This window comes from Wolbachia endosymbiont of Tetranychus urticae (assembly GCF_046529255.1).
Taxonomy (GTDB): Bacteria; Pseudomonadota; Alphaproteobacteria; order Rickettsiales; family Anaplasmataceae; genus Wolbachia.
On the sequence record NZ_CP114181.1, the window covers coordinates 1,192,238 to 1,214,662 of the forward strand.

General features: G+C 34.1%; 17 protein-coding genes and 3 pseudogenes. 12 read left to right on the forward strand and 8 right to left on the reverse strand.

Annotation, left to right across the window (positions count from 1 at the left end):
* Positions 1-28: 28 nt before the first annotated feature.
* Positions 29-727, reverse strand: a complete 699-nt coding sequence (locus O1Q06_RS06260; RefSeq protein ID WP_410542430.1) for an alpha/beta hydrolase — start codon at positions 725-727, stop codon at positions 29-31.
* 134 nt (positions 728-861) lie between these two features.
* On the opposite strand from O1Q06_RS06260, the gene O1Q06_RS06265 reads away from it, so the two are divergent.
* The 3 genes from O1Q06_RS06265 to O1Q06_RS06275 all read left to right on the forward strand — a co-directional run bounded on the left by O1Q06_RS06265 (position 862) and on the right by O1Q06_RS06275 (position 3,510).
* Positions 862-2,049, forward strand: a complete 1,188-nt coding sequence (locus O1Q06_RS06265; RefSeq protein ID WP_410542431.1) for a cysteine desulfurase family protein — start codon at positions 862-864, stop codon at positions 2,047-2,049.
* Between the two features lie 201 nt (positions 2,050-2,250).
* Positions 2,251-2,973 carry a Bax inhibitor-1/YccA family protein gene (locus O1Q06_RS06270; protein ID WP_410542432.1) on the forward strand — a complete coding sequence of 241 codons (723 nt, stop codon included), beginning with the start codon at positions 2,251-2,253 and terminating at the stop codon, positions 2,971-2,973.
* Positions 2,974-3,510: a cytochrome c oxidase assembly protein gene (locus O1Q06_RS06275; protein WP_410542433.1), complete on the forward strand. Its 537-nt coding sequence runs from the start codon at positions 2,974-2,976 to the stop codon at positions 3,508-3,510.
* 44 nt (positions 3,511-3,554) lie between these two features.
* Here the strand turns inward: O1Q06_RS06275 and O1Q06_RS06280 are convergent, their stop codons facing one another.
* On the reverse strand, positions 3,555-4,136 hold the full coding sequence (locus O1Q06_RS06280) for a hypothetical protein (protein WP_410542434.1): 582 nt from the start codon (positions 4,134-4,136) through the stop codon (positions 3,555-3,557).
* A gap of 1 nt (position 4,137) precedes the next feature.
* Positions 4,138-4,311 (reverse strand): hypothetical protein, encoded by a 174-nt coding sequence (locus tag O1Q06_RS06285; protein ID WP_410542435.1) that lies wholly within the window; start codon positions 4,309-4,311, stop codon positions 4,138-4,140.
* 56 nt (positions 4,312-4,367) lie between these two features.
* Between O1Q06_RS06285 and O1Q06_RS06290 the strand changes: the two genes are divergently transcribed.
* Together O1Q06_RS06290 and O1Q06_RS06295 are read left to right on the forward strand one after the other, a co-directional pair.
* Positions 4,368-5,345, forward strand: a complete 978-nt coding sequence (locus O1Q06_RS06290; protein WP_410542436.1) for a quinone oxidoreductase family protein — start codon at positions 4,368-4,370, stop codon at positions 5,343-5,345.
* 265 nt (positions 5,346-5,610) lie between these two features.
* Positions 5,611-6,369, forward strand: a pseudogene (locus tag O1Q06_RS06295) (IS630 family transposase); the annotation flags it as partial.
* A gap of 8 nt (positions 6,370-6,377) precedes the next feature.
* On the opposite strand, the gene O1Q06_RS06300 reads toward O1Q06_RS06295, so the two are convergent.
* Positions 6,378-7,832 carry an IS4 family transposase gene (locus O1Q06_RS06300; protein WP_410542423.1) on the reverse strand — a complete coding sequence of 485 codons (1,455 nt, stop codon included), beginning with the start codon at positions 7,830-7,832 and terminating at the stop codon, positions 6,378-6,380.
* Positions 7,833-8,253: 421 nt separating this feature from the next.
* Positions 8,254-9,121 (reverse strand): annotated as a pseudogene (locus O1Q06_RS06305) (IS982 family transposase).
* 172 nt (positions 9,122-9,293) lie between these two features.
* Here O1Q06_RS06305 and O1Q06_RS06310 point away from each other — a divergent pair.
* The 5 genes from O1Q06_RS06310 to O1Q06_RS06330 all read left to right on the forward strand — a co-directional run bounded on the left by O1Q06_RS06310 (position 9,294) and on the right by O1Q06_RS06330 (position 17,620).
* Positions 9,294-10,499 (forward strand): hypothetical protein, encoded by a 1,206-nt coding sequence (locus O1Q06_RS06310; RefSeq protein WP_410542437.1) that lies wholly within the window; start codon positions 9,294-9,296, stop codon positions 10,497-10,499.
* 68 nt (positions 10,500-10,567) lie between these two features.
* Complete coding sequence (locus O1Q06_RS06315; RefSeq protein WP_410542438.1) at positions 10,568-11,437, forward strand: IS982 family transposase; 870 nt, start codon at positions 10,568-10,570, stop codon at positions 11,435-11,437.
* Positions 11,438-11,450: 13 nt separating this feature from the next.
* Positions 11,451-11,708: a hypothetical protein gene (locus O1Q06_RS06320; RefSeq protein WP_410542439.1), complete on the forward strand. Its 258-nt coding sequence runs from the start codon at positions 11,451-11,453 to the stop codon at positions 11,706-11,708.
* Positions 11,709-11,712: 4 nt separating this feature from the next.
* Entirely contained in the window at positions 11,713-12,447 is a 735-nt protein-coding gene (locus O1Q06_RS06325; RefSeq protein ID WP_410542440.1) for a hypothetical protein, read from the forward strand.
* 154 nt (positions 12,448-12,601) lie between these two features.
* A complete protein-coding gene (locus O1Q06_RS06330; RefSeq protein ID WP_410542441.1) occupies positions 12,602-17,620 on the forward strand; it encodes an ankyrin repeat domain-containing protein in 5,019 nt (1,672 codons plus the stop codon).
* Here the strand turns inward: O1Q06_RS06330 and O1Q06_RS06335 are convergent.
* Positions 17,617-18,621: pseudogene (locus tag O1Q06_RS06335) on the reverse strand (IS630 family transposase). The gene O1Q06_RS06330 and the pseudogene O1Q06_RS06335 sit on opposite strands and share 4 nt — an antisense overlap.
* Between O1Q06_RS06335 and O1Q06_RS06340 the strand changes: the two are divergent.
* Positions 18,615-19,256, forward strand: a complete 642-nt coding sequence (locus tag O1Q06_RS06340) for a latrotoxin-related protein (protein WP_410542238.1) — start codon at positions 18,615-18,617, stop codon at positions 19,254-19,256. The pseudogene O1Q06_RS06335 and the gene O1Q06_RS06340 sit on opposite strands and share 7 nt — an antisense overlap.
* 5 nt (positions 19,257-19,261) lie before the next feature.
* Here O1Q06_RS06340 and O1Q06_RS06345 read toward each other — a convergent pair whose 3' ends face one another.
* Positions 19,262-20,209, reverse strand: coding sequence for an Rpn family recombination-promoting nuclease/putative transposase (locus O1Q06_RS06345; RefSeq protein WP_410542237.1), 948 nt, complete (start codon positions 20,207-20,209; stop codon positions 19,262-19,264).
* Between the two features lie 225 nt (positions 20,210-20,434).
* A complete protein-coding gene (locus O1Q06_RS06350) occupies positions 20,435-21,439 on the reverse strand; it encodes an IS630 family transposase (RefSeq protein WP_410542236.1) in 1,005 nt (334 codons plus the stop codon).
* Between O1Q06_RS06350 and O1Q06_RS06355 the strand changes: the two genes are divergently transcribed.
* The gene (locus O1Q06_RS06355) at positions 21,433-22,323 is read left to right on the forward strand and encodes a helix-turn-helix domain-containing protein (RefSeq protein ID WP_410542442.1); all 891 of its coding nucleotides are present in this window, start codon (positions 21,433-21,435) and stop codon (positions 22,321-22,323) included. The genes O1Q06_RS06350 and O1Q06_RS06355 overlap by 7 nt on opposite strands.
* Positions 22,324-22,425 lie beyond the last annotated feature (102 nt).

Here is a 22,425-nt window from a genome sequence, read left to right on the forward strand (position 1 = left end):
AATACATTCATTTCTCTCATTTGTAAAGTTAGGCATATTCTTTTACCCTTATCTCTTTTTTTACTTTTCTGGAGGAAGTGGCTGCACTGTTTAAGCGTAGTTTTATATAATTATCTATAATTTGAGCTACTTCCTCTTCTTTATTCCTTAAAAAGTGGTTAGTATCGTCTAGTATATGGTATTCCATATGGTTATTTTTTACCGAATTCATTAACCTTTGTGCTAATTCTGTTACATCGCTTTCTTCTGAAATTGTATCATTATTACTTTGTACTATAAGTCCAGGAACTGGGCAAGGAGAGAGAAAAGAGAAATCGTATTTAGTTGCTGGAAGAGAAAGGGCAACAAAACTTACTATCTCTGGACGGCGCATTGTCAACTGCATAGCTACCCATGCTCCAAAAGAAAAACCGACTATCCAAATTGGAACGTTGTTAGAGTTATGCTCCTGAAGCCAATCAATAGCTACTGCAGCATCAGTTAATTCTCCTATACCCTTATCAAAAGTTCCGGTAGATTTTCCGACGCCACGAAAATTAATTGTCAATGCAGAAAAGTTATTATCGATAAAAGATTCACATATATTATGTATAATCTTACTATCCATACTACCACCATATTGGGGATGGTGATGTAAAATTAGCACAACCGGTGCATTGGTATCTTTGCTTTGATGGTATCTACCTTCTATCTTTTTTGTTGAATTATTTAAAAAGACTTCTACCATGATGACTCCTAATAAAAACCTGTTTTGACAGGGGTTGATAATGTAATTTGTTTATTAATTATGTATTAATTTTGCTGTTTTTGCAATAAATTTTTATTGTGTTAAAGTTAACATACATAATTGGTTGATGGTAAGTGACAAATAAGCCTGTGAGTTTATTCTCCCTGGAAGATAGTAGTTACGTGTATGCTGATTATAATGCAACTGCTCCAGTGAGTAAAAATGTAAAAAAAAGTATACTTGAGATTTTGTCAAAACAAACACTAAATCCATCATCCCTGCATAAAAGAGGACAAGAAGCGAGGAAGATTCTTAAAGAGGCAAGAGATAACGTACGTGATGCTCTTAGCATTCCAGATGATAAAGAAATAGTTTTTACGTCTGGTGCAACTGAAGCAAACAACCTCGTCATGAGAGGAATAAAAGGCTACCTGCATGTAATTTCAGCTACAGAGCATCCTTCAATTCTTAATTCTGCATATAATCCACATATAATACCCGTTAATCAAGAGGGTATTGTTGACTTTTTAGAGCTAGAAAAAATTCTAAGCGAACTTGAAGGGAATAAAGTAATAATTTCAGTGATGATGTCTAATAACGAAACTGGAGTTATCCAGCCTGTTAAGGAAATAGCTAAAATGGCACATAAATTCGGGGCAATCTGTCACACTGACGCTGCTCAAAGTGTTGGGAAAATCGAATTAAATATGGAAGATTTAGAAGTGGATTTACTTACTTTATCTGCTCACAAATTTGGTGGTATAGCAGGTAGTGGAGTTTTAATATTTGACAAAAAGCTTGTAATAGAACCTACTATAATAGGTGGTGGGCAAGAAAAAGGATTGCGTGGTGGTACAGAAAATATTATTGCAATAGTAGGTCTTTCTGCTGCATTGCAAAACATTCCAGATCTTCTATCAAAGATGGATGAAGTAGAGAAGCTGCGTGATCAATTGGAGTGTGGGTTATTAAGTCTTGTCAGTGATGTCAAGATCTTTGGCAGAAATTCTAAAAGATTGCCAAATACAAGTTTCATTTATATGCCGAGAGTGAAGAATGATCTGCAGCTCATGCACTTTGACTTAAATAATATTGCAGTCAGCAATGGTTCTGCATGTTCTTCTGGAAAAGTTGGACCTTCTCATGTTTTGCTTGCAATGGGAGCAACAAAAGAGCAAGCAGAATGTTCAATTAGAATCAGTATAGGTCCAGAGGTTAAACCGCGAGACATAGAAAAAATAGTGGATTGTTGGTATAGTGTCTATAAGAAGAATGCTTTAGTAAATGCAAAAACTACTTTCACCATTCCCCTTAAATCATGATAGAGGGAATGATGAAAGTAGTTTCTATTGCCAGAGGTTGTTATAATAGTTACATGCTGCTGAAACCCGATTTGCTTATAGTTATGGAAGAAAGTCTCTAATTGCATATCACACCATTCAATTGTAGTATGTCATTTTATACTTGATAAAAGCGCTGTATTGTATTATAATATATCATCAAGAGATAATAAGGAGTTACATATGTCTTATATGAAAAACGAACAGGATATTCGCTCTCAGGGCGTTTATTATAGTGCTGGACTCAGGAGTTACCTAACTAAAGTATACAATTATATGGCTTTAGCTTTAGGTGTTACAGGGCTTGTTGCGTTTTTAACAGTGTTTTCTGGTCTTTTCCAGGTGATTTATTCCAATCCTGTTCTATCGTTTGTGGTAATGCTATCTCCAGTTGCATTGGTGTTTTATATGTCTTTTAGGCTTCAACACCTAAGTGCTCAGTCAACACTTACTGTATTTTTTCTATTCTCAGTTTTAATGGGAATTTCTTTATCTCATATTTTTATAATTTATACTGCAGAAAATATAGCGAGAGCATTTTTCATTACATCGATCATGTTTGGTTCTATGGCTTTATATGGTAATACTACAAAAAAAGATCTGACCAGTATGGGTTCTTTTTTGATTATGGGAATCTGGGGATTAATCATTGCATCTATAGTTAATCTGTTCCTTGGGAGTAGTCCACTCTATTTTGCAATATCATTTGTGTCAGTAATAGTGTTTACTTTAATGACCGCGTACGATGCTCAGAGAATTAAAGATGTTTATTATAGATATAATGATGGTTCAGAAGTCGCAATGACTAAACTAGCTGTACTTGGTGCAACTAACCTTTATTTTGACTTTATCAACATATTCCTCAATTTACTCAGGTTACTTAACTTGTTCAACAATAAGGATTAGATGATTTCCTTTTTAAGGGGAAACAATAAAAGTTCTATAGTTTTCCTCCTAATATCTTTAGTGGTATTGATGCTGTGTCTTGCATATGCTTCAGTACCGTTGTATAGCATCTTTTGTAAAGCTACTGGATATGGTGGCACAACGAGAAAAGTAGCTAATGCAACAATAAATGCAACTGACCAAAAAATCAGGGTTCACCTTAATGCTGATATAATATCAGGTCTGCCTTGGGAATTTAAATCAGAAACTAACTACATCGATACAAATATAGGGCAACAAAGTTTAGTATTTTATTATGCAAAAAATTTATCTGATCAGCCTTCTTTTGGAATGGCAGTGTATAATGTCACACCTTTTAAAGCAGGTAAATATTTCAATAAAGTTGCATGCTTTTGTTTTGAAGAGCAAATGCTGCTACCAAAACAAAAAGCGGCTATGCCCGTATCCTTTTACGTAGACCCTGAAATAATGCGTGACAATAGTACAAAAGATTTAAGTGAAATAACACTATCATATACGTTTTTTAAGCTTAAATAACAAACCTTTTCCTATTGTAATCCGAACAAGGTTGTACGATACATCTATTGAATTGAGCAGGAGCTCTTATTTGCTTTTTGCACACTGACTACTTGTGTTTCAGTGTTCGTTGTTGCTAATTCCCATCCTTCATTATTTGCTTCACAAGCATTCCAACATTGAGCCAACTCCTTATTATTTTTTACAGAATCTGGTATTTCTATGTTGGGATTTTTTTCTAATGTATGCTTAATTAGAATCTCACAGCAATTTTTGCGTTCAATTGACTTATCCTTACAATATAATTCAGCAACACACTCTAAAGCAGTGTTTCCATTGTAGTTTTCATCTGGGCTATCATTCACTCCCGCTTTTATGAGAGCCTTTAATATGTCCGGAGAATGGGTCAAAACACAGGTATGTAAATATCCTTTTTCGTTTTGCACATTAGCTCCTGCTTTTATTAAAACTTGCGCTAGATTTGTTAAAGTGTACGGTTTATAGTTAATGGCGATGGAAAAAAGACTATCTATTGGAAAGCCATCATAATCTTTCAAGTCAAATCTGTGATTAATATCAAATCCTTTTTTTTCCCAAGAAGTATATAAATATTTACAATAGTCTCCTTTTTTATCTGATTTTTGCATTTTACATTTTAACCTTTCTTTTATTTTTATTATTGGTATCTAAATCGTCATCTTCATCCACTTCACACAACACATTGAATAAAACACCATAAAGCCAAGTTTCCCTGTTTGTCATAATTTGTGCCTCAAAACTATTAACAATACGCTTATGTAGTGTATAAACACTAAATAACATTTTGCAAAATATTAATTGCTAGATAACATAATTAAAGTTTTTGTCTTACATTTATCATGGTTAGAGCTATACAAATTAAAAAAACTGGGGGGCCAGAAGTATTAGAATTTGTAGATAAGAGCATAGGTGAGCCAAAAGATGAGGAAGTCTTAATACGTCATACAACTATCGGCTTAAATCGTTATGATTTAGAACATAGAAAAGGTATACGCAAAATTAAAGATCTGCCATCAGTACTTGGAGTAGAGGCAGTAGGAGTTGTTGAAAAGCTTGGTAAAAAAATTAGTGATGGACTTAAGATTGGAGATAGAGTTGGATATTGCACAGCTCTTCCAGGGGCATATTGTGAAAAGCGCATTGTACACCAGAAATATTTGATAAAAATTCCGAATGATATACCTGATGAAGTTGCTGCTGCAGTATTGTTTAAAGGTATGACAGCTCACTATTTAGTTAATCAATCTTATAAAATCAGGCCTGGTGCTTTTGTACTAGTTCATGGAGCTAATGGTGGTTTGGGGCAAATAATATGCCAATGGGCAAAGGATAAAAAAGGTATAGTGATAGGTTCTATAAGCTCTGACGAAAAAATGAAGATAGCTTTACAAAATGGCTGCACATACGCAATAAACTACAATGATAAAGATTTCGTTTCTAAAATCATGGAGATTACGAAAAATAGAGGAGTAGGTGCAGTGTATGACCCTATAGGTTACGCTACAAGCAAGCTCTCTTTTGAATCTTTGGGTAAGTTTGGCATATATGTTTCCTATGGGCAGATATCAGGTAATGCTCCTATTAATTTCTCTTTACTTAGTTCGCGTTCGTTATTTGCAGCTGGAACTTCGATATATCACTATAAGTATGATAAATTTACATTAGTGCTTACTGCAATGGAAATATTCGAGATGATAAGAAAAAAACTTTTAATCGTACGAATTAATAAAAAATATAAATTTGATGAAATAATAGGGGCTCATCGTGACATGGAAAATAGAAAAATAAGTGGGCTAAATATCATCAAAGTTTCTTAAAATAAATTAGTAACCTAAAATAATTATTCATTAAGTCATATCAACAAGAATTTCATATGGTTAATTCTCTTTTTGGGAAAGTTAAAAGCATACAGCTGAACTGACTGAGATTTTTACCGGACTAGTTTGAAAAGCTTGTCATTCTGCTACTCGTTAGTGGCGTGGTAATGCGATGTTTTATCTATAGATATTATGTTCACAGTATAGCCCTTCCCATAATAGTCCAAAAAGAGTAAGATATAGATTTATAGTAGTGAAGGTAAGGATGCCAGTAGCATATAGTTATGACTTAAGGAAAAGGGTAATGGAAGCGTTGGATGAAGGAGAGAGTGGAGAAACTGTTGCCAAGAGATTTAAGATCGGAAAAACAACTTTATATGAGTGGAAGAAAAGACGTGAGAAAACGTGAGATTTTCAGTCAAAAAAGCCTGGAAGCATGGGCTATAACCATAAAATTACCGACTGGAATGCATTTGCCGAATTTGCAAATGAGCAAGGTGGCAAAACTCAGTCAGAGATGGCTAGGCTTTGGGGCAATATTAGTAGACAAACAATTCATCGAGCACTTAAAATATAGGATTCACAAGAAAAAAAGACCTATGGATACAAAGAAAGAAATGAGGAAAAGCGATCTCAATTTGCAAAGGTTATAGCGACAAAAGAACTTAAAGAATTAGTGTATATAGATGAGTCTGGCATTGATAGCAGTGAAGACTACCCTTATGGATATTGTCAGAAAGGACAGCGGTTTTATGCCCTAAAATCTGGCAAGAAAACTCAGCGAATCAGCATGGTTGCAGCCTTAAGTGGAAGAAAAATAATTGCTCCGTTAACCTTTGAAGGCCACTGCAATATGGATATCTTTAATAAATGGTTTGAGCAGTTTCTGACACCGATTTTGAAACCTGGACAAACTGTTATCCTTGATAATGCTACTTTTCATAAGTCTAATAAGATTACTGAACTTGCTAAAGGAGTTGGTGCAGAAATTTTATATCTACCTCCTTATTCTCCAGATTTTAACACTCACTTTTACCCACAACTTTGAGAGGTCATTATGCGAAGCATAACCATGCTTTCCCTGAGGTTTTCATAACCACGCCATAGAGTCATAGTTCCTGGTAAATTATCACTTTTTCTATTCATAAATCCACCTAATTTTCCTAACCAAATAATAGCTTGTTTTATGTTTGGAGGTTCTTCTGGCAATTTGGCTACTTTATGCTCACGTATGTAAAGGGTTTTCCACTCTTCATTACTTAAAACCTTAGTACAAACCTCCATAGGATTCGATAAAGCGATTTTTGTTAAATATAAAATATTAAATGCAATAATGCTCTTTATAGCGATTAATTTCTCTAATCTTTCTTTTGTAGCTAAACGAGAGCTTTCTACCTTACATCCTGATTTTAAAATCCTAAAATACTCCTCGATTTTCCATCTTAGCTTATACCAATTTATCCTTTCTATAGCATCTAAAGTGCTATTAACTGGTACATTAGTCAGCAAAGTCCAATCAATAGCTTCTACTCTTTCAGGAGGATTTGTTTCTTTGGCACTTACTACATATATAGCGATTTTATCACTTATTTTATGCTCTGTATCTTTCGATCCATAAATGTAAGGAGATCTGATAGGTATATAGCCTTTCATATACCTGACTTCAATGTTAGCTTTTCTTGAGATCTGGTATTTATTTTCAGCAACATTCAAGACAATTTCCTTTTTTACAGGCAGTTGAGTTATACGTGTTTGCAAATCCGTTTTTCCCCCTTCAATACAGATGAATTTCCTATTAGTTCGGTTGCGGATTACATAAAAACTGTCCAATGATTCAACAGTCCATAAAAACTTAAAAATATCTGCTTCCCTATCACCAATAGTAACAAGCTGTACACCTTCTGCGAGGTTATTTAGGGTTTCTTTTAGTGCCGCTATCCACTTATAGCTTTCTTTCTCCTTTATAGCAGTACGGTATTTCCTGTTTGCTTTTTCTTGGGCTGTTTCTTCCCTGATAGAACGTGCCCAACACTGTTGAGAAGATAGCCCTAAAGGTAATCCGTCTTTGTTAACCATTAAGTTACTGTGCAATAACAAACCCTTTTTATATTTTGTATAGGCTTTAGAAATACTACCTAGACCCTTAGTCTTTATATGAGAGTCAAAATCCAAATAACTTGTATCTTGAACTGAAAATACCAGCTCATTTCCTTTTATCCTTTCCATAGTTTCTTTATAATGGGAAGAATAAATTTCCTTAGCTTCAAGCTTCTCATTGCTAAATAATCTGTATGCACCTTTAGCTTCTTTCCATCCTACACAGCTTTGACTAATTGACCCAGACGCCTTATTCTCTATTAAATAGCTTGTTTTAATAAGTCTTGTATTAAGCCTTACATCTCCCAGATTAACATGTCTCAACTCTTTTTCTAGCCATTTATCTCCTAAGCCATCAGCACATTGTACATTTCTATTTACTTCACACATTTTTACCTCATCTTAAGTATATTTTTCTCTATCTTACTTGCTTTTTATACTTGTGGGTAAAAGTGAGATTTGAATCCCATAGAACACTGTTGGCATACCATCAAAAGCCGCCTCAGACCTCTAATGTATAAATGTACAGACTTACAACTTTTGGTTGGTAATACCATAATGGTAATTTATCATTCATTTTAGAAAATACTACAAATGGTATTTTAGATCAAACGTTCTGTATGAGCCATGTTTGTACTCCATACTAAAGTGTTCGCCTGAAGGTGAGGATGTTAAGCTACCCACCTAACTGCATGAAAATTCTAGAAGATATATATATTGCATTACTATCAGTCATATATTAATACTGAATTTTAGAATTTTAAATTGATATGAATAAAGAATTAGCAACACTACTAACGCTAATTCTGGATTAAGGAAGGAAGAAAGTATAGGAAATGGAAGGCTTTTTGGATTTCAAGGAATAGGAAATGAGAGTAGAAAAGATGTGAACCAAGAAATTAACGGGAGATCTATGGCGAGTATGTTCACTTTCAAGTCTATTTTTGAGGTAGCCAAAAATCGTCTCAATGATCGACCTTTTTCTCAGCAAAATCTTTTCATGTAGTGAAATTAATGTGTTTTTCATCCCCTTTTTCACCTTGGTAACAAGTTTCAAACCGCGGTTAAACAACTCTTGGAAAAGCTCTTTTTTAATATAGCCTTTATCACCAAACAAAAGACCGGTTAATTTCTTAGTTAGGTTTGCTACAGGCTCTCTATCGTCAACATTACCTCTTGTAAGCGTAAAAGCTTGAATTTCACCTTTCTCGTTAATTATCAAATGTAGTTTAAAGCCGAAAAACCAGCCATATGTACTCTTGCTTAATTTTGCAATTCCAGCAAAAACCTTATTTCTTGATATTCTTTTTGCATGGCAAACTGCAATAGGAGTTGTATCTATGTATGAGATTCCAGTAAGTTCTGACCATCCGCAAAGGCACTGTAATAGCATGGCTAAATGCCACAAAACCCTGGGCTTTAGAGCAACAAACCTAGTGTATGAAGGCAACTTCGAAAACTCTGTTTGTAGAGCAATGTTAGGTAATGCAGGTAGAAAGCCTTAAAATTTTCACAGGGAGATTGCTTATACAGGAGGATTATTGTGATAATTTCCGAATGTGTAATTTCTGGCACTCTTGTGGGTTTTTACCGTTTGGCAGTAGTTTATCTGCAAAATTTTTCTCTATATCTCTGCAAAAATCATCGACCAGACAAAACAGTTTTGTTATATCTTCCATGGGTAACCTCATCTATTTTTTTCTATTTGTTGAGTTTACCCTACTCTCCTGACTTTTCTATTCTCTTTTTAATCCAGAATTAGCGTTACTAGATGTAGTTCCTGAAAATGACAATAATTATCACTTAAAGCTAGCAGAAGTTGCACGTTGGTATAAGGTTTATGGTCAGAAAATGTTCTATCACATAGATAAAGAAAGTATCGATAAGGTTATTAATGTATTGAATATTCTGATGATTGATAATCGCTTTTGGAATCATAACATTAGGTTAAATAATTTGATTCTTGGAAAAGAGCTTATAAAGAGAATAAATATTGAACAAATAGATCATAGTTGTTTGACAACACAATTGTATGATTTTGCTTGTCTCCTTTGTTCAGAGGAACATATACGTGAACTATTTTTTAGATCAGATAATTACAACGAGAGTTGGACAACAGAAAAGTTTGTCTCTGACATACTCAATAGAAATGGTGAGGGTCCGCTGATAAAGTTTTGGTCACATTACATAAACATTGTAGGTATAGAAAATCCGAATCCTGTAATTTTCTCAAGCTTTAAGGAGTTGTTATCAAAATATAGTGAGGACTTTGATATTGATAATATCAATGATATATGGAAGTGTGGTTTTGAATGTGCTAAAGAACAAGGAAGTAGAGAAGCACTAGAATTCTTTTGGAGCAAGATAAAACATCAATATGAAGAAAAGGAGAGAGAGGATATTCTAGTCAATTTGGGGATTAATGCTTATTCCCTGTGTTGTTTTAATAGAGAAAACAACTTTAACCTTATAGAATTCTCTCTTGACCATCTTGGAAGTGCGAAATACAAATACTTTGTCGAAGAATCTTGTAAATTCGAAAATTACTTTGGTACTATATTTAGTTTAATCGATAATTATTTGTATAACGAAGCTAAAGAACTAATATCTGTTCTAGACTTCAATGTCATTGATTGTGAGAGATATGGAGACAGTTTAATTTGTGGTACTCTTCAGAAGGTGCATAACGCTCCTTATAAGCTAAAAAAACAAAGCTTTGATTTTTTCTCCTGGATATGGACATTTGAGCAACTTGAAGAACATAGACGATATTGTTTGAGTGACCTGTACTATATTTTTGATGCACTCAAAGACTCAGACGAGTTGGAGGTGCTTGTAGATCCTTTAAAGCTAGTATTAAACTCTGCATCTCCAGAACAGATAAAAAGAGGCTTTCTCACTTATCCAGGGTCAAGCATATGCAGTACTTTGTATATCAAAGATGAAAGAGCACTATTGCAGAATGAGGTTCTCAAATTCTTTCAAGATGGAGATAAATTTATAGATTATGTAGATAATCTAGTATTAAATACTCTGACAACGCTAATTCTGGATTAAAAAGAGAATAGAAAAGTCAGGAGAGTAGGGTAAACTCAACAAATAGAAAAAAATAGATGAGGTTACCCATGGAAGATATAACAAAACTGTTTTGTCTGGTCGATGATTTTTGCAGAGATATAGAGAAAAATTTTGCAGATAAACTACTGCCAAACGGTAAAAAACCCACAAGAGTGCCAGAAATTACACATTCGGAAATTATCACAATAATCCTCCTGTATCAGCAATCTCCCTGTGAAAATTTTAAGGCTTTCTACCTGCATTACCTAACATTGCTCTACAAATCAGAGTTTTCGAAGTTGCCTTCATACACTAGGTTTGTTGCTCTAAAGTCCAGGGTTTTGTGGCATTTAGCCATGCTATTACAGTGCCTTTGCGGATGGTCAGAACTTACTGGAATCTCATACATAGATACAACTCCTATTGCAGTTTGCCATGCAAAAAGAATATCAAGAAATAAGGTTTTTGCTGGAATTGCAAAATTAAGCAAGAGTACATATGGCTGGTTTTTCGGCTTTAAACTACATTTGATAATTAACGAGAAAGGTGAAATTCAAGCTTTTACGCTTACAAGAGGTAATGTTGACGATAGAGAGCCTGTAGCAAACCTAACTAAGAAATTAACCGGTCTTTTGTTTGGTGATAAAGGCTATATTAAAAAAGAGCTTTTCCAAGAGTTGTTTAACCGCGGTTTGAAACTTGTTACCAAGGTGAAAAAGGGGATGAAAAACGCATTAATTTCACTACATGAAAAGATTTTGCTGAGAAAAAGGTCGATCATTGAGACGATTTTTGGCTACCTCAAAAATAGACTTGAAATTGAACATACTCGCCATAGATCTCCCGTTAATTTCTTGGTTCACATCTTTTCTACTCTCATTTCCTATTCCTTGAAATCCAAAAAGTCTTCCATTTCCTATACTTTCTTCCTTCCTTAATCCAGAATTAGCGTTGACAGAGTGTGAGGAGTTAAAAGGTCTAGATATTAATGAGATTTTTAATTTTTATAGGCAAGGAAAGACAAGAGAGTTTATGGAGTCTATCGAGGAAAGAGTGGACAATTCCCAATGGTTTTTCTACTGGCTTAAAGAAGTCACTGGTGACGCGTTCTATAAGATGATAGAGGGTAAAGTGAAGTTTGAACAGAGTGTTTCATCGTGCATTGGTGGTGTAAGATGTGATTCTTTGGTGAGTGGTATAAGTAGGTAAGAAAATGACAAATATACAAAAAGAGTTAATAGAGCTTCTGATAGAAGATAAATTTCCGGAATTTATAGAGAGAGCTCAGTCTTTTATAGATCAGATGCCAAAGTCTAAGGGTGCTTCTTCAGCTCCAGGAAAAGAGGAATTTGTCACTGGTCAGTATCTTGGAATGTTTGCTAGCCTTAAGGATACAGAAATTTATGATAATCTGAATGTTAATAAAATAAGTTTTAAGCTTGATGATAGAAAAAATTTAAATGTTGTATTAAGTCACGGTAAAGAGAGTAAACAACAGAAGATATTTGTCTTTACGCAAAATAAGGAAACAGAGATAAATGAAGTGTTAAACACTTACAAGCAAAAGTACAATGGTAACGTATGCGTAGTAAATGTGCATGATCAACAGATTAGACTAGACGGTTCTCCATTGAATAATAATTACCAAGTTCCAAGCAGTTTCATAGATATTTCTCGAACTGAGGGAGGCAGTGCTAATAAGAAATTAGAAAAGTATATCTCGGATATACAAGGTTTGAATATCAACAATGATTCAAGAGCTGAACCTGTAAACAGGCTATTTAATTATTCTAGTGACCTTTATAAAAAGATAAGAGATTTATTATCAGAGAAACTGAGGGAATTATTTAATGTAGAAGCATTGCAACATGGATTTATAACAGGTGAATTGATGAACTTCCGTTACCGTAGTAATTTGAAAACAAATTTAGAGCTTATTTCAGGGTAAGGTTATGTTGATATGTTTCTTGTAATAAGGAAGGGATCGCTCTCAATCAGCAGTACCAATTATTGTTGAGTTAAAGAGATCAGGCATTAGGGATACGCTAGCTAAAGCACGTGAAGAGGCGGAATGGTATGCAAAGGGAATGCATTCGAACAAAATGCGTGTAATCACAAATTCTGAAGATATTGTCTATGTTGGTTTAGACTTAAATGGTCGAGGACCTGCATTATCTATAAAAAAAATAAAAACTCCAAAACAACCATTTCTCCAAACCTTGCTCGGATTAACATATGATAAAAAAAGCAAAGAAATTCAAGACCTACTGAGTGAGGTACACTATTCATTTCCTTCTACAGAGAGTATGTATGGTTATCTGAGTAAGTTTATACTAGGCCAATCTCTCATTATTGATAAAGTGAACAAGAAAGATGTGAAGAGTAAAGGAGTTTTTAAGCATGAAAACAATAAGGATCTAGATACTTTTTTCTTTCAAGTTGAAGAGAACTTGCTTGTCTTCAATATAAATTATAAGGACGAAAATCGAGCGCAAACAAGACGAAAAAGTGCAAATGAAGGGATTTTACCTATAGATCAGATTAAGAAGCAAGGTACAGAGATTAAAAATGTAGTTGAAGTAAACGTAAGTGGAGCATATGGTAGCAAGGCACAGTTTTCACCTGGGCAACATTTTCATAGCGAAGGAAAAGTTAAAGTTCAATCCTATGCATTACAGGAATATTTATCTAAAAAAGTGAATGCTAAAGGTCATCAATATAATATAAACTCTGATGTAGACAATCTCAAAGAAAAGTTCAAGATTGCGGTTAACTATCAGCACAAAAAATTAGGAAAGCTTATCGGTGGTAATTCCCCAGGTGTGAAAGAAGTTGATATGGGAGAATATAAGAGATTGTTCAATGCTATCTCTGAAGCAATCTACAATAATAGAGTGTACTTTTTTGATGCTCTGAAAGGAAAGGAATATCAGGATAAAGCATTATTCGATGGAATACTAACCGGGCTAAGCGATATTAATTCTGACGAGTTAAGGGTTCTTGTACCTACAGAGTTTCAAGTTGGTAAAGGGAAAAGAGTGGATTTAGCAATTCAGACTATAGGTAAAGATGCAAAACAGGGCATACCTATCCTTGTTGAATTAAAAAAGGACATCAAGAAGGGTAGCAAAGACTTTTTAGATGCAGAAAAGCAACTAACTGAGTATTTAAAGTCACCGAATATAAAGTCAATCACTGATGGAAAACAAGCTGCTGGTTTTGTAGTTGCTTTGAGTACAAAACTCAAAGGTGTGAACGCAGAAAACACGATTCAAATAAGTGATAAATTGACTGTATCTCCTGTTATGCATAGTTCAATAATTGACTCTCACATACCTTCTTCCTCAAAGTCTAGTAGTAGTCAAAAATTGTGCTTTAGTGGTAAGAATTCAAGAGGAAAGAGAGAAGCATCATTTCGTAACTGTATATCAATTTCATTAACAAAAAAAGAGATACAAGAAATCAGTAAAGGAAAGGGGATAAGATTTAATATTGATGGTGCAGATATAGAAATAGATAGGGAAAAGTTTGAGGTAGATAGCGAAGAGTTTATTAAGCTTTTTGAGGGTCCTATACGAGATGAAAAATATGAAGACATGATTAAGCTATCTAATAATGTAGAGATTACTGGTAATTTTAAGAATCAGGTAAAGGGTTTAATAACTAAGCAAAAGATAATTAATGGACTCGAGAAGATAGGAAAAACTGCTGGTATAGGGAATTATGTAATATTAGGTAAAGACGTGTTATCAAATATTGCAAATGGTAATTATGACCGCGTGGTAGTAAGTGCTGGAATGCTTGCTGGTCAGCATGGTCTAGGTAAGTTATCCAAACATGTTGCTGCAAAAGGAGCAAAGTTAATAAAATCTGGGAGCAAGATATTAGGCACATCTATCACACTCTCTTCTAGTTTTATTCCTAATGCGTTTACTATGCCACTTGATATCAAAAATTTAATAGATAGTATAGAAGGTTGCGAAAAAGGTGACCATGATTCATGTGTAGGAGTAGCAGAAAACTCTATCTATATAGCAGAGGGTGTTGTTGAAACCGGAGTTATGGTGGGAATAGCAACGGGAGCTATATCATCTAGTGGAACGGTGGCATCTATAGTCTTTCCAGTTGGCACTGCAGTGGTGGTAGTTACTGCTATAGGATCACAAGTTTATATTGCTGTACACAGAGCAAATGAAATTGATAAAGTAATGCCTTTGACAACAGGGGAATGGTGGAATGAGGCTTGGCGTTCATTTACTTTTAGGGAGGTAAGTGAGGATGTAACCAAGTTAATGAGAGAAAAAGAATTTAATAATCAGGTGGTAGCTGATGTTGTGGAATGGTTAAAGAGCAATAAGAACTTTCAGAGTATTGTTGTTCCTAGTATGGGTGTTCGCATAGACCGAAAGGAAGTGTTTCAAGGGTGTGATTTTATAGAAAAAGTATTTTTTAATTCTCTTTTTTATCCTAATGCTGGTTGTAAATCACTAGCTAATAACCCTGGGTATTATAAAAGGATAGAACGTATTGTTTATGTACCTGAAATAAAACAAGATAATAGTGCATCTTTTGACCAAAAGGTAAAGGTGATGTGGAGCAGAACGGCGCCTGATTTTCCAACTGAAGGAAGTGTTATGTGTGCACCAGAAGGTGAAGGTGGTCGTGTATTAGATGAAGGTTATCGTTGTAAAGATGCAATTGCGGTGGAATATACTCATTCTAGGACAGGAGATGATGCTATCTTTAAATTACTTGATGGTAATGATGAGACAAGTGGGTTTAGAGATCGTAAAAATGTATTTATAATCAACAATGGTCATAAAACTATTACTGGTGGAAACAACAGTGATGACTTTGTTTTTCTTGGAAGTAGTACAACCGGTATCATTAGAGGTCTTAATGGAGATAATGCTGTCTTTATGGAAGGTTTTATTTCTGGAAATGAAAGGTTATTTGCTTATTTTGAAGAAGAAAAATCGAACCTGCTTTATTCGTCTCCAAATGTACAAAATCCAAGACTAGAGGTTGAGATGTATAACATCAATAGGTTTTATGGGAGAAGTGATAGGCCGGATAGAGCTATTATCGTATGTAGAAACAACATAAATACTATTGATCTCTTGGGAGGTGGTAGAAAAGACGTGATGTTAAATACAAGTTCTTCGGAATTGTGGGATGAAATATATATAGCAGAAAATAGCAATAAAGTGTGCTCTTATAAGCTCAATTTAGCTATACATCGTTACACTTCGGTTATCAGCAAAACATCAGGAGGTGAGTTTTTTTATTTAGTGAAACCAATAGATAAGCATCGCTCATATGGTGGTGTGTCTCGTATGGAATTACATGGTTCATCTGTTCACAACATATTTTTTGAAGAAAGTCGATTGTTTGATATCGATGTAATTAGTTTTGATAGATCTGGTGGGATATATAATATTACAGTAAAGTTTTATGTGATGAGTAGAAGTAAAGGAGACGTAATATATAGGCACACTAACCATACTATCAATAACTGGTCTGAATGTGAAGTTGGTCACTTCTGCTTAAATATTCAATCACAAAGTATAGAAAATTTAAAGCTTATGTTAAGTGATGGAACTTCTTTGAATTTAGAAGAAAAAAGGTTGTATATCACATACCCAATTGAAATACGTGATGTTACTAGTAAATACTCTAGAGTAGCGAGAGAATTGGGTTGGTCAGTGTTCGCAAAGTCAAACACAAATAGATGTGTATCAATAGGTAATGGCGATAACAACTTATTATACAATAAAGTGGAAGGTTGTGTTAATTACCTTGTAGGCAACGGTGGTAATAATACTTATGTTATAATTTCTGGTTACAATAAACTAAATCCTGATACAAAGATACCTAATATAATAATTGATAGAGTTGATTCGGGTGAGCAAACTTTAATTTTGTCTGATTTAATAAGCCAAATTCGCAAAGATCTTCATACAAAAGTTATAAGTTTGATCCATAAAGATAATGATGATTTACTTTTTAAAATCAGGCTTAGTGGATATCACTTCGATCTACTGGAAATTAGGATGCAGGGTGCTTTGATTAATGATTCCTACAAAAGATGGAAAGTTGTACTAAATGATATACCAATGAAGCTGATAAGATATGGTAATGTTGCAAGATTAGGTATACTACCTTTAGTTTATACCAATCATGACAGTGATATTGTAGATATATTGAAAAATGCTAAAAAAATCTACTCAGAAGATCTGCAAGATACTAAAGAGTTAAATGTATCTGATAGGGGTATCGGTAATTACGGTTTTGTACGTAATGGTAATGATCTTATACTTAGTAATTTATTTAACTCTAAAGAAGGTCAGAATTATGCTATTGTGTTTGTCAATTTTTATCTTTTAGAAGAACAATTTATAGATGCGACAATAGTATTCAGTGATGGTAAAAGTATATCTATTCAAGATAGAGTATCTGAGGTACATGATGCAAGAAATATAATTAAACAATTAAAAGATAGTTCATATAATGGATTCTCTTTACATCAGGCTAGTAAAGAGAATGATTTAGATGAAGTAACATTCTTGTTAGGAGAAGGAGCTAGTGTTGATTTTAGAGATGATAATGGTCTAACTCCATTACACTATGCTGCAGCTTTAGGTAATTTAGCAGTAGTAAAAAAATTGGTAGAGAAAGGAGCTGATTTCAATGCTCAATACTTTACTGAGCGTAGAACTCCACTGCATGAGGCTGCTTACTACAATAAAATGGACATAGTGAAGTTCCTTGTGAGTGCTGGTGCTGATGTCAACATTCAAGACAAGCATGGTATAACACCTTTAAGGATAGCTGCAGCAGAGGGAAATTACGGTATTGTGGAGTACTTACGACAAGAGGTTGGCGTAGATTTAAAAAGCCCTAATACAGTAGAAAAACCTCTACAACGCAAGCACCGTCATCATCATGGAGATCACGATTATCATCATATTCACTTATCCCGTAAACCTCTTAGTATAGAACAACCTGAAGTAGTAGCAAGTAGTGGAACAAGACCATCTTCATGGATAAATGGTTTGTTTGGTTGGATAACAAGCTCTATAGGTGGGTTATTAGGTTCTAATACCAATTCTCATTATTAATGAACCAAATAAGAAGCATAGCAGAGTTGTTTAACCGTGGAAGGGGAAAGAGAGGTAATAAATTTACACAAAGCGCATTCAAGCAGAACAATTGTATCGTAGATTTTATTGCGTAAAATGTTCTGTTTTATATATAACCAAAACCTCTCAACAGGATTGAGTTCAGGTGAGTATGGTGGTAGGTATATAATTTCGATATTTTTAGGTGCCTTTAAATTTTTTGACTTATGCCAACTAGCGCAATCCATCAAGAGAAAAGCCTTTCGTATTCCTAAATATTGCGACATCTGTTCAAGGAATATATTTATACAATCAGTGTTGACGTTTGGTGCAAATAAGCTAAAATTCTCTCCATTTCTGGGATTAACTGCACTATAGAGATAAAAATTTTCCCTACCTAATTTTACCTTAACCTGTGTCCTACTGCCTTTTTTAAACCACCCATGTCCAACTTTCGAATGTGTACCAAACCGTGATTCATCGAAGAAAAATAGCTCTTTTCAGAATGCATGACAATAGTTTCATTGAGGTTTTTTTTTAAACTCCTCTTGCTTGTTTTTATCTTGTCCACTATGAACTGGTCTTGGTGTGATATATGAGAATTTCATTCTTTGCATATTACGATGTATTGCGGATTTTCTGATATTCAAACCAAATCTTTCTTGGATTCTTATTCTCATTTCTCTAATAGTAATATTGGGGTTTTCCTCTATCCACAACTCAATTCGTTCAAGTTGACTTTGGTTCAATATAGTTTTTCTACGGCGTTGAGGTGGAGCAAATAATTTTTCTTCTCTTCCAAATTTTATGTGCTTTATCCATGTAGTAATTGCCTTTCTCGAAATGCAACATATTTTTGCTACAGCTGTTATACTGTGCTTTTTTGCTGCAATTACAGCATTTAGTTTTTTTGCAACATACGCATTATTTCTTACTCTCTTCAGCATCTCTTTTGCTGATTTCACCACTTTTTCATCCAATAATTTTGATCTTAATGCCATCTAAACCTCGCTATTTTACTTACTTCAGTATGGCTTTTTTTCCATTATTTTCTATTCGTTGCTTGTATAGCGGGAATTGGTATAAATATAGGGAAACGCCAAGCACTTCAAGTATAATCTCACAAGTTGATGCACAAACGGATATAAATGGTACAATACTATTACTTGACATGCTCATTAGAAAATTTACAGGTCAAAAGTATGTTTCTACAGTAGGTCAGTCTATATCTCTACTAGAAGCACAGGGCTATGCACTCAATATTACAAATAGATTTGAGAAAGTGCTAAATAAAACTGCTATTAAGTCAGGAATATCACTGACAAACCTAAACTTAGATCCTGTGGCAGTGCAATCAGCTATAGTTAGAAAAATAATAAATGGAAGATTTTCTGAAATAGCAAAAACCCTATATTCATTTGCAAAAGAAGCATGTCCAGAATTCAAACAAACTGATAAGTTTCTAGTTCACTTAAGAAGTCAATTAGAAGGGGAAAAAGTGCTACAACAGAAAGTAGAAAAGCCTTACAAAGACTTGAGTCAGGAAGTTTCAAGTAAAGTAGAGTTATCTAAAAAGCCTGATACATTCTTAAATGGAACATCAGTAGTTAAAGGAATAAGCAGAGGGATAAATTGAGGGAACTATGAGGTCTTTTCTGCCTGTAACTGTTTGATCTTATCGAAAGAAAGACCTGTAGTTTGCGATACAACGTCAATAGAGATGCCAGCTTTAAGTAAATTTTTTGCAACTTCAATTTTACCTTCAATTTTACCTTCAATTTTACCTCTTTCCTCGCCGATTTGAATACCTCTTTCCTCGCCGATTTGAATACCTTCTTGTCTACCTTTTTGAGTAGCATCATCAAGTTTCTGTTCTAAGATAGCAGCTTCTTTTTGTAAATCCATGACCCTTTCTTCATAAGCTACAAGATCCTTCTCATTCCAGTGAAACTTATCTAACTCATCATATGCTAATTTTATTATTGGTGATTTTTCTGCTATTTTTCTCAAATCTTCATCAGTTGTTTCTTCTGCGTATTTAAAAAAAAACAGCCAACGATCTACTACATTTTCTAGCTGCTCTTCTCTGCTCTTAGGAAACTTTGGCAGCTCAATGAAGATAAATTGAAAATCTTTTAAGTCATGCTCGTTAGTTTTTTCATCTCTTATGGTATGGCTAGATATATAATCAGGCTTATCAGGAAATAAATTACAATTGGAAATAGCAATAAAGAAAACCTTCTTTAAATCGATGTACTTACCACCTTTATCAGCCTGCCTTGAGTAAGCCTTAGCAGCATATAATTGAGCCCGTTTTTCGAAGCCTTTATCACGAGCGAGTTGCATTTCAATCACGTATCTGGCACCAGTGGAATCTCTGCAAAGAACATCAACAATACTCTGCTTATCAGAGGCAATTTCAGGGTCCATAATGGTGCTGAGGAACTCAACATCTTGAATAGCATTGACTCCAGTAAAGCCTAAGATATCATTCAAAAAGTGGATAAGGATATTCTTATTTTTTTCAGTACCAAAAATCTTCTTAAAGGTCAGGTCCAGTTTTGGATCGAGAAACTTAGAAAGAGCCATGAGAAAGTAAGATAAAAAGCATTAATAATTATACGCAATTCTGAAGAAATATTCAACAATTAAACGTAATGTTAACCCGTATAATATTTATGACAAACATCTCGATAAGGTATCAGATAGAACACAAAGTAAGAAGCTGGAGGTTAAAGAGAAAATATACTCTGAAAGATTTAGCAGGCAAAGTAAACATAAACTATCATACGCTGCTTATACCAATTCTCATTATTAATGAACCAAATAAGAAGCATAGCAGAGTTGTTTAACCGTGGAAGGGGAAAGAGAGGTAATAAATTTACACAAAGCGCATTCAAGCAGAACAATTGTATCGTAGATTTTATTGCGTAAAATGTTCTGTTTTATATATAACCAAAACCTCTCAACAGGATTGAGTTCAGGTGAGTATGGTGGTAGGTATATAATTTCGATATTTTTAGGTGCCTTTAAATTTTTTGACTTATGCCAACTAGCGCAATCCATCAAGAGAAAAGCCTTTCGTATTCCTAAATATTGCGACATCTGTTCAAGGAATATATTTATACAATCAGTGTTGACGTTTGGTGCAAATAAGCTAAAATTCTCTCCATTTCTGGGATTAACTGCACTATAGAGATAAAAATTTTCCCTACCTAATTTTACCTTAACCTGTGTCCTACTGCCTTTTTTAAACCACCCATGTCCAACTTTCGAATGTGTACCAAACCGTGATTCATCGAAGAAAAATAGCTCTTTTTCAGAATGCATGACAATAGTTTCATTGAGTTTTTTTTTAAACTCCTCTTGCTTGTTTTTATCTTGTCCACTATGAACTGGTCTTGGTGTGATATATGAGAATTTCATTCTTTGCATATTACGATGTATTGCGGATTTGCTGATATTCAAACCAAATCTTTCTTGGATTCTTATTCTCATTTCTCTAATAGTAATATTGGGGTTTTCCTCTATCCACAACTCAATTCGTTCAAGTTGACTTTGGTTCAATATAGTTTTTCTACGGCGTTGAGGTGGAGCAAATAATTTTTCTTCTCTTCCAAATTTTATGTGCTTTATCCATGTAGTAATTGCCTTTCTCGAAATGCAACATATTTTTGCTACAGCTGTTATACTGTGCTTTTTTGCTGCAATTACAGCATTTAGTTTTTTTGCAACATACGCATTATTTCTTACTCTCTTCAGCATCTCTTTTGCTGATTTCACCACTTTTTCATCCAATAATTTTGATCTTAATGCCATCTAAACCTCGCTATTTTACTTACTTCAGTATGGCTTTTTTCCATTATTTTCTATTCGTTGCTTGTATAGCGGGAATTGGTATTAGATATGAGCAAGGAGCATGTGGCATTCCAATTGGGAAGTTAAAAATATTAGCAGATGCATTATCAGTTCCTATTAGAAATCTATTTCCCAAACGAAAGGTGCTAAGAGAAAATAGCTGTTTTGATAAAGCTAAGGAACAAGCAATGTATAATCTAATGCAAAGATACATACAAATAGGAGAGCGAGAACTACGCAAGGTGGTTTATGCTTTGACCCAATCTATTCAAGCTGAAAAGGAAAGTAATATCAAAGCAGCAAGAATAAGAATTGCAAAGAATCTAGTTAAGGCAGAGTTTGATAATGACATTATCTATCGAGCAACGGGCTTATCAACTGAAGAATATGCTGATAAAGATAGTATCGGCTGTACAAGTCAAAATGGAGGACAAGAGATCAAGAAGTGGAGAATAATCAGAGGCTATACACAAGAAGAATTAGCAAAAAAGCTAGATGTAGGTCCCTCACAGATACATCATTATGAGCAAGGTAGTGTTACTCTTTTAAGTGAAAGGTTGTGGGAGATAGCAAGAGAATTATCAGTGAATGCTGAAGATCTGATAAAGGAAGAAGATAATTATGAAGATGGTGAAGCAGAAAATGATTTATTAAGTTGGGCGAGGGAATATAGAAAAATTGACAATCAAGAATCACGAGATGAGCTAAATATATGGGCAGAATTTTTCTTGCAAAGAAAGCAAATTTACAAAGAAAAGATTTACAAAATAGAGGAAATGAAAGTTGCAAATAATTTACTTCAGTTAGGTTTTTCTACTGATGTTATTTCTAAAATAATTGATTAACAACAACCTTTTTACATAACTTGAAAACAAATATATATTAATATCTTTACCTATCCATGAAAAAATAAGTAAAAAAGATTGAAAAATTGATTTGACTTCACT

What these genes read in the sequence shown, in the direction of transcription:
- O1Q06_RS06260 (WP_410542430.1), bottom strand. Translation starts at nt 727, where the DNA reads ATGGTAGAAGTCTTTTTAAATAATTCAACAAAAAAGATAGAAGGTAGA.
- O1Q06_RS06270 (WP_410542432.1), top strand. Translation starts at nt 2,251, where the DNA reads ATGTCTTATATGAAAAACGAACAGGATATTCGCTCTCAGGGCGTTTAT.
- O1Q06_RS06275 (WP_410542433.1), top strand. Translation starts at nt 2,974, where the DNA reads ATGATTTCCTTTTTAAGGGGAAACAATAAAAGTTCTATAGTTTTCCTC.
- O1Q06_RS06280 (WP_410542434.1), bottom strand. Translation starts at nt 4,136, where the DNA reads ATGCAAAAATCAGATAAAAAAGGAGACTATTGTAAATATTTATATACT.
- O1Q06_RS06285 (WP_410542435.1), bottom strand. Translation starts at nt 4,311, where the DNA reads ATGTTATTTAGTGTTTATACACTACATAAGCGTATTGTTAATAGTTTT.
- O1Q06_RS06290 (WP_410542436.1), top strand. Translation starts at nt 4,368, where the DNA reads ATGGTTAGAGCTATACAAATTAAAAAAACTGGGGGGCCAGAAGTATTA.
- O1Q06_RS06300 (WP_410542423.1), bottom strand. Translation starts at nt 7,832, where the DNA reads ATGTGTGAAGTAAATAGAAATGTACAATGTGCTGATGGCTTAGGAGAT.
- O1Q06_RS06310 (WP_410542437.1), top strand. Translation starts at nt 9,294, where the DNA reads ATGTTCTATCACATAGATAAAGAAAGTATCGATAAGGTTATTAATGTA.
- O1Q06_RS06315 (WP_410542438.1), top strand. Translation starts at nt 10,568, where the DNA reads ATGGAAGATATAACAAAACTGTTTTGTCTGGTCGATGATTTTTGCAGA.
- O1Q06_RS06325 (WP_410542440.1), top strand. Translation starts at nt 11,713, where the DNA reads ATGACAAATATACAAAAAGAGTTAATAGAGCTTCTGATAGAAGATAAA.
- O1Q06_RS06330 (WP_410542441.1), top strand. Translation starts at nt 12,602, where the DNA reads ATGCGTGTAATCACAAATTCTGAAGATATTGTCTATGTTGGTTTAGAC.
- O1Q06_RS06340 (WP_410542238.1), top strand. Translation starts at nt 18,615, where the DNA reads ATGCCATCTAAACCTCGCTATTTTACTTACTTCAGTATGGCTTTTTTT.
- O1Q06_RS06345 (WP_410542237.1), bottom strand. Translation starts at nt 20,209, where the DNA reads ATGGCTCTTTCTAAGTTTCTCGATCCAAAACTGGACCTGACCTTTAAG.
- O1Q06_RS06355 (WP_410542442.1), top strand. Translation starts at nt 21,433, where the DNA reads ATGCCATCTAAACCTCGCTATTTTACTTACTTCAGTATGGCTTTTTTC.
- O1Q06_RS06350 (WP_410542236.1), bottom strand. Translation starts at nt 21,439, where the DNA reads ATGGCATTAAGATCAAAATTATTGGATGAAAAAGTGGTGAAATCAGCA.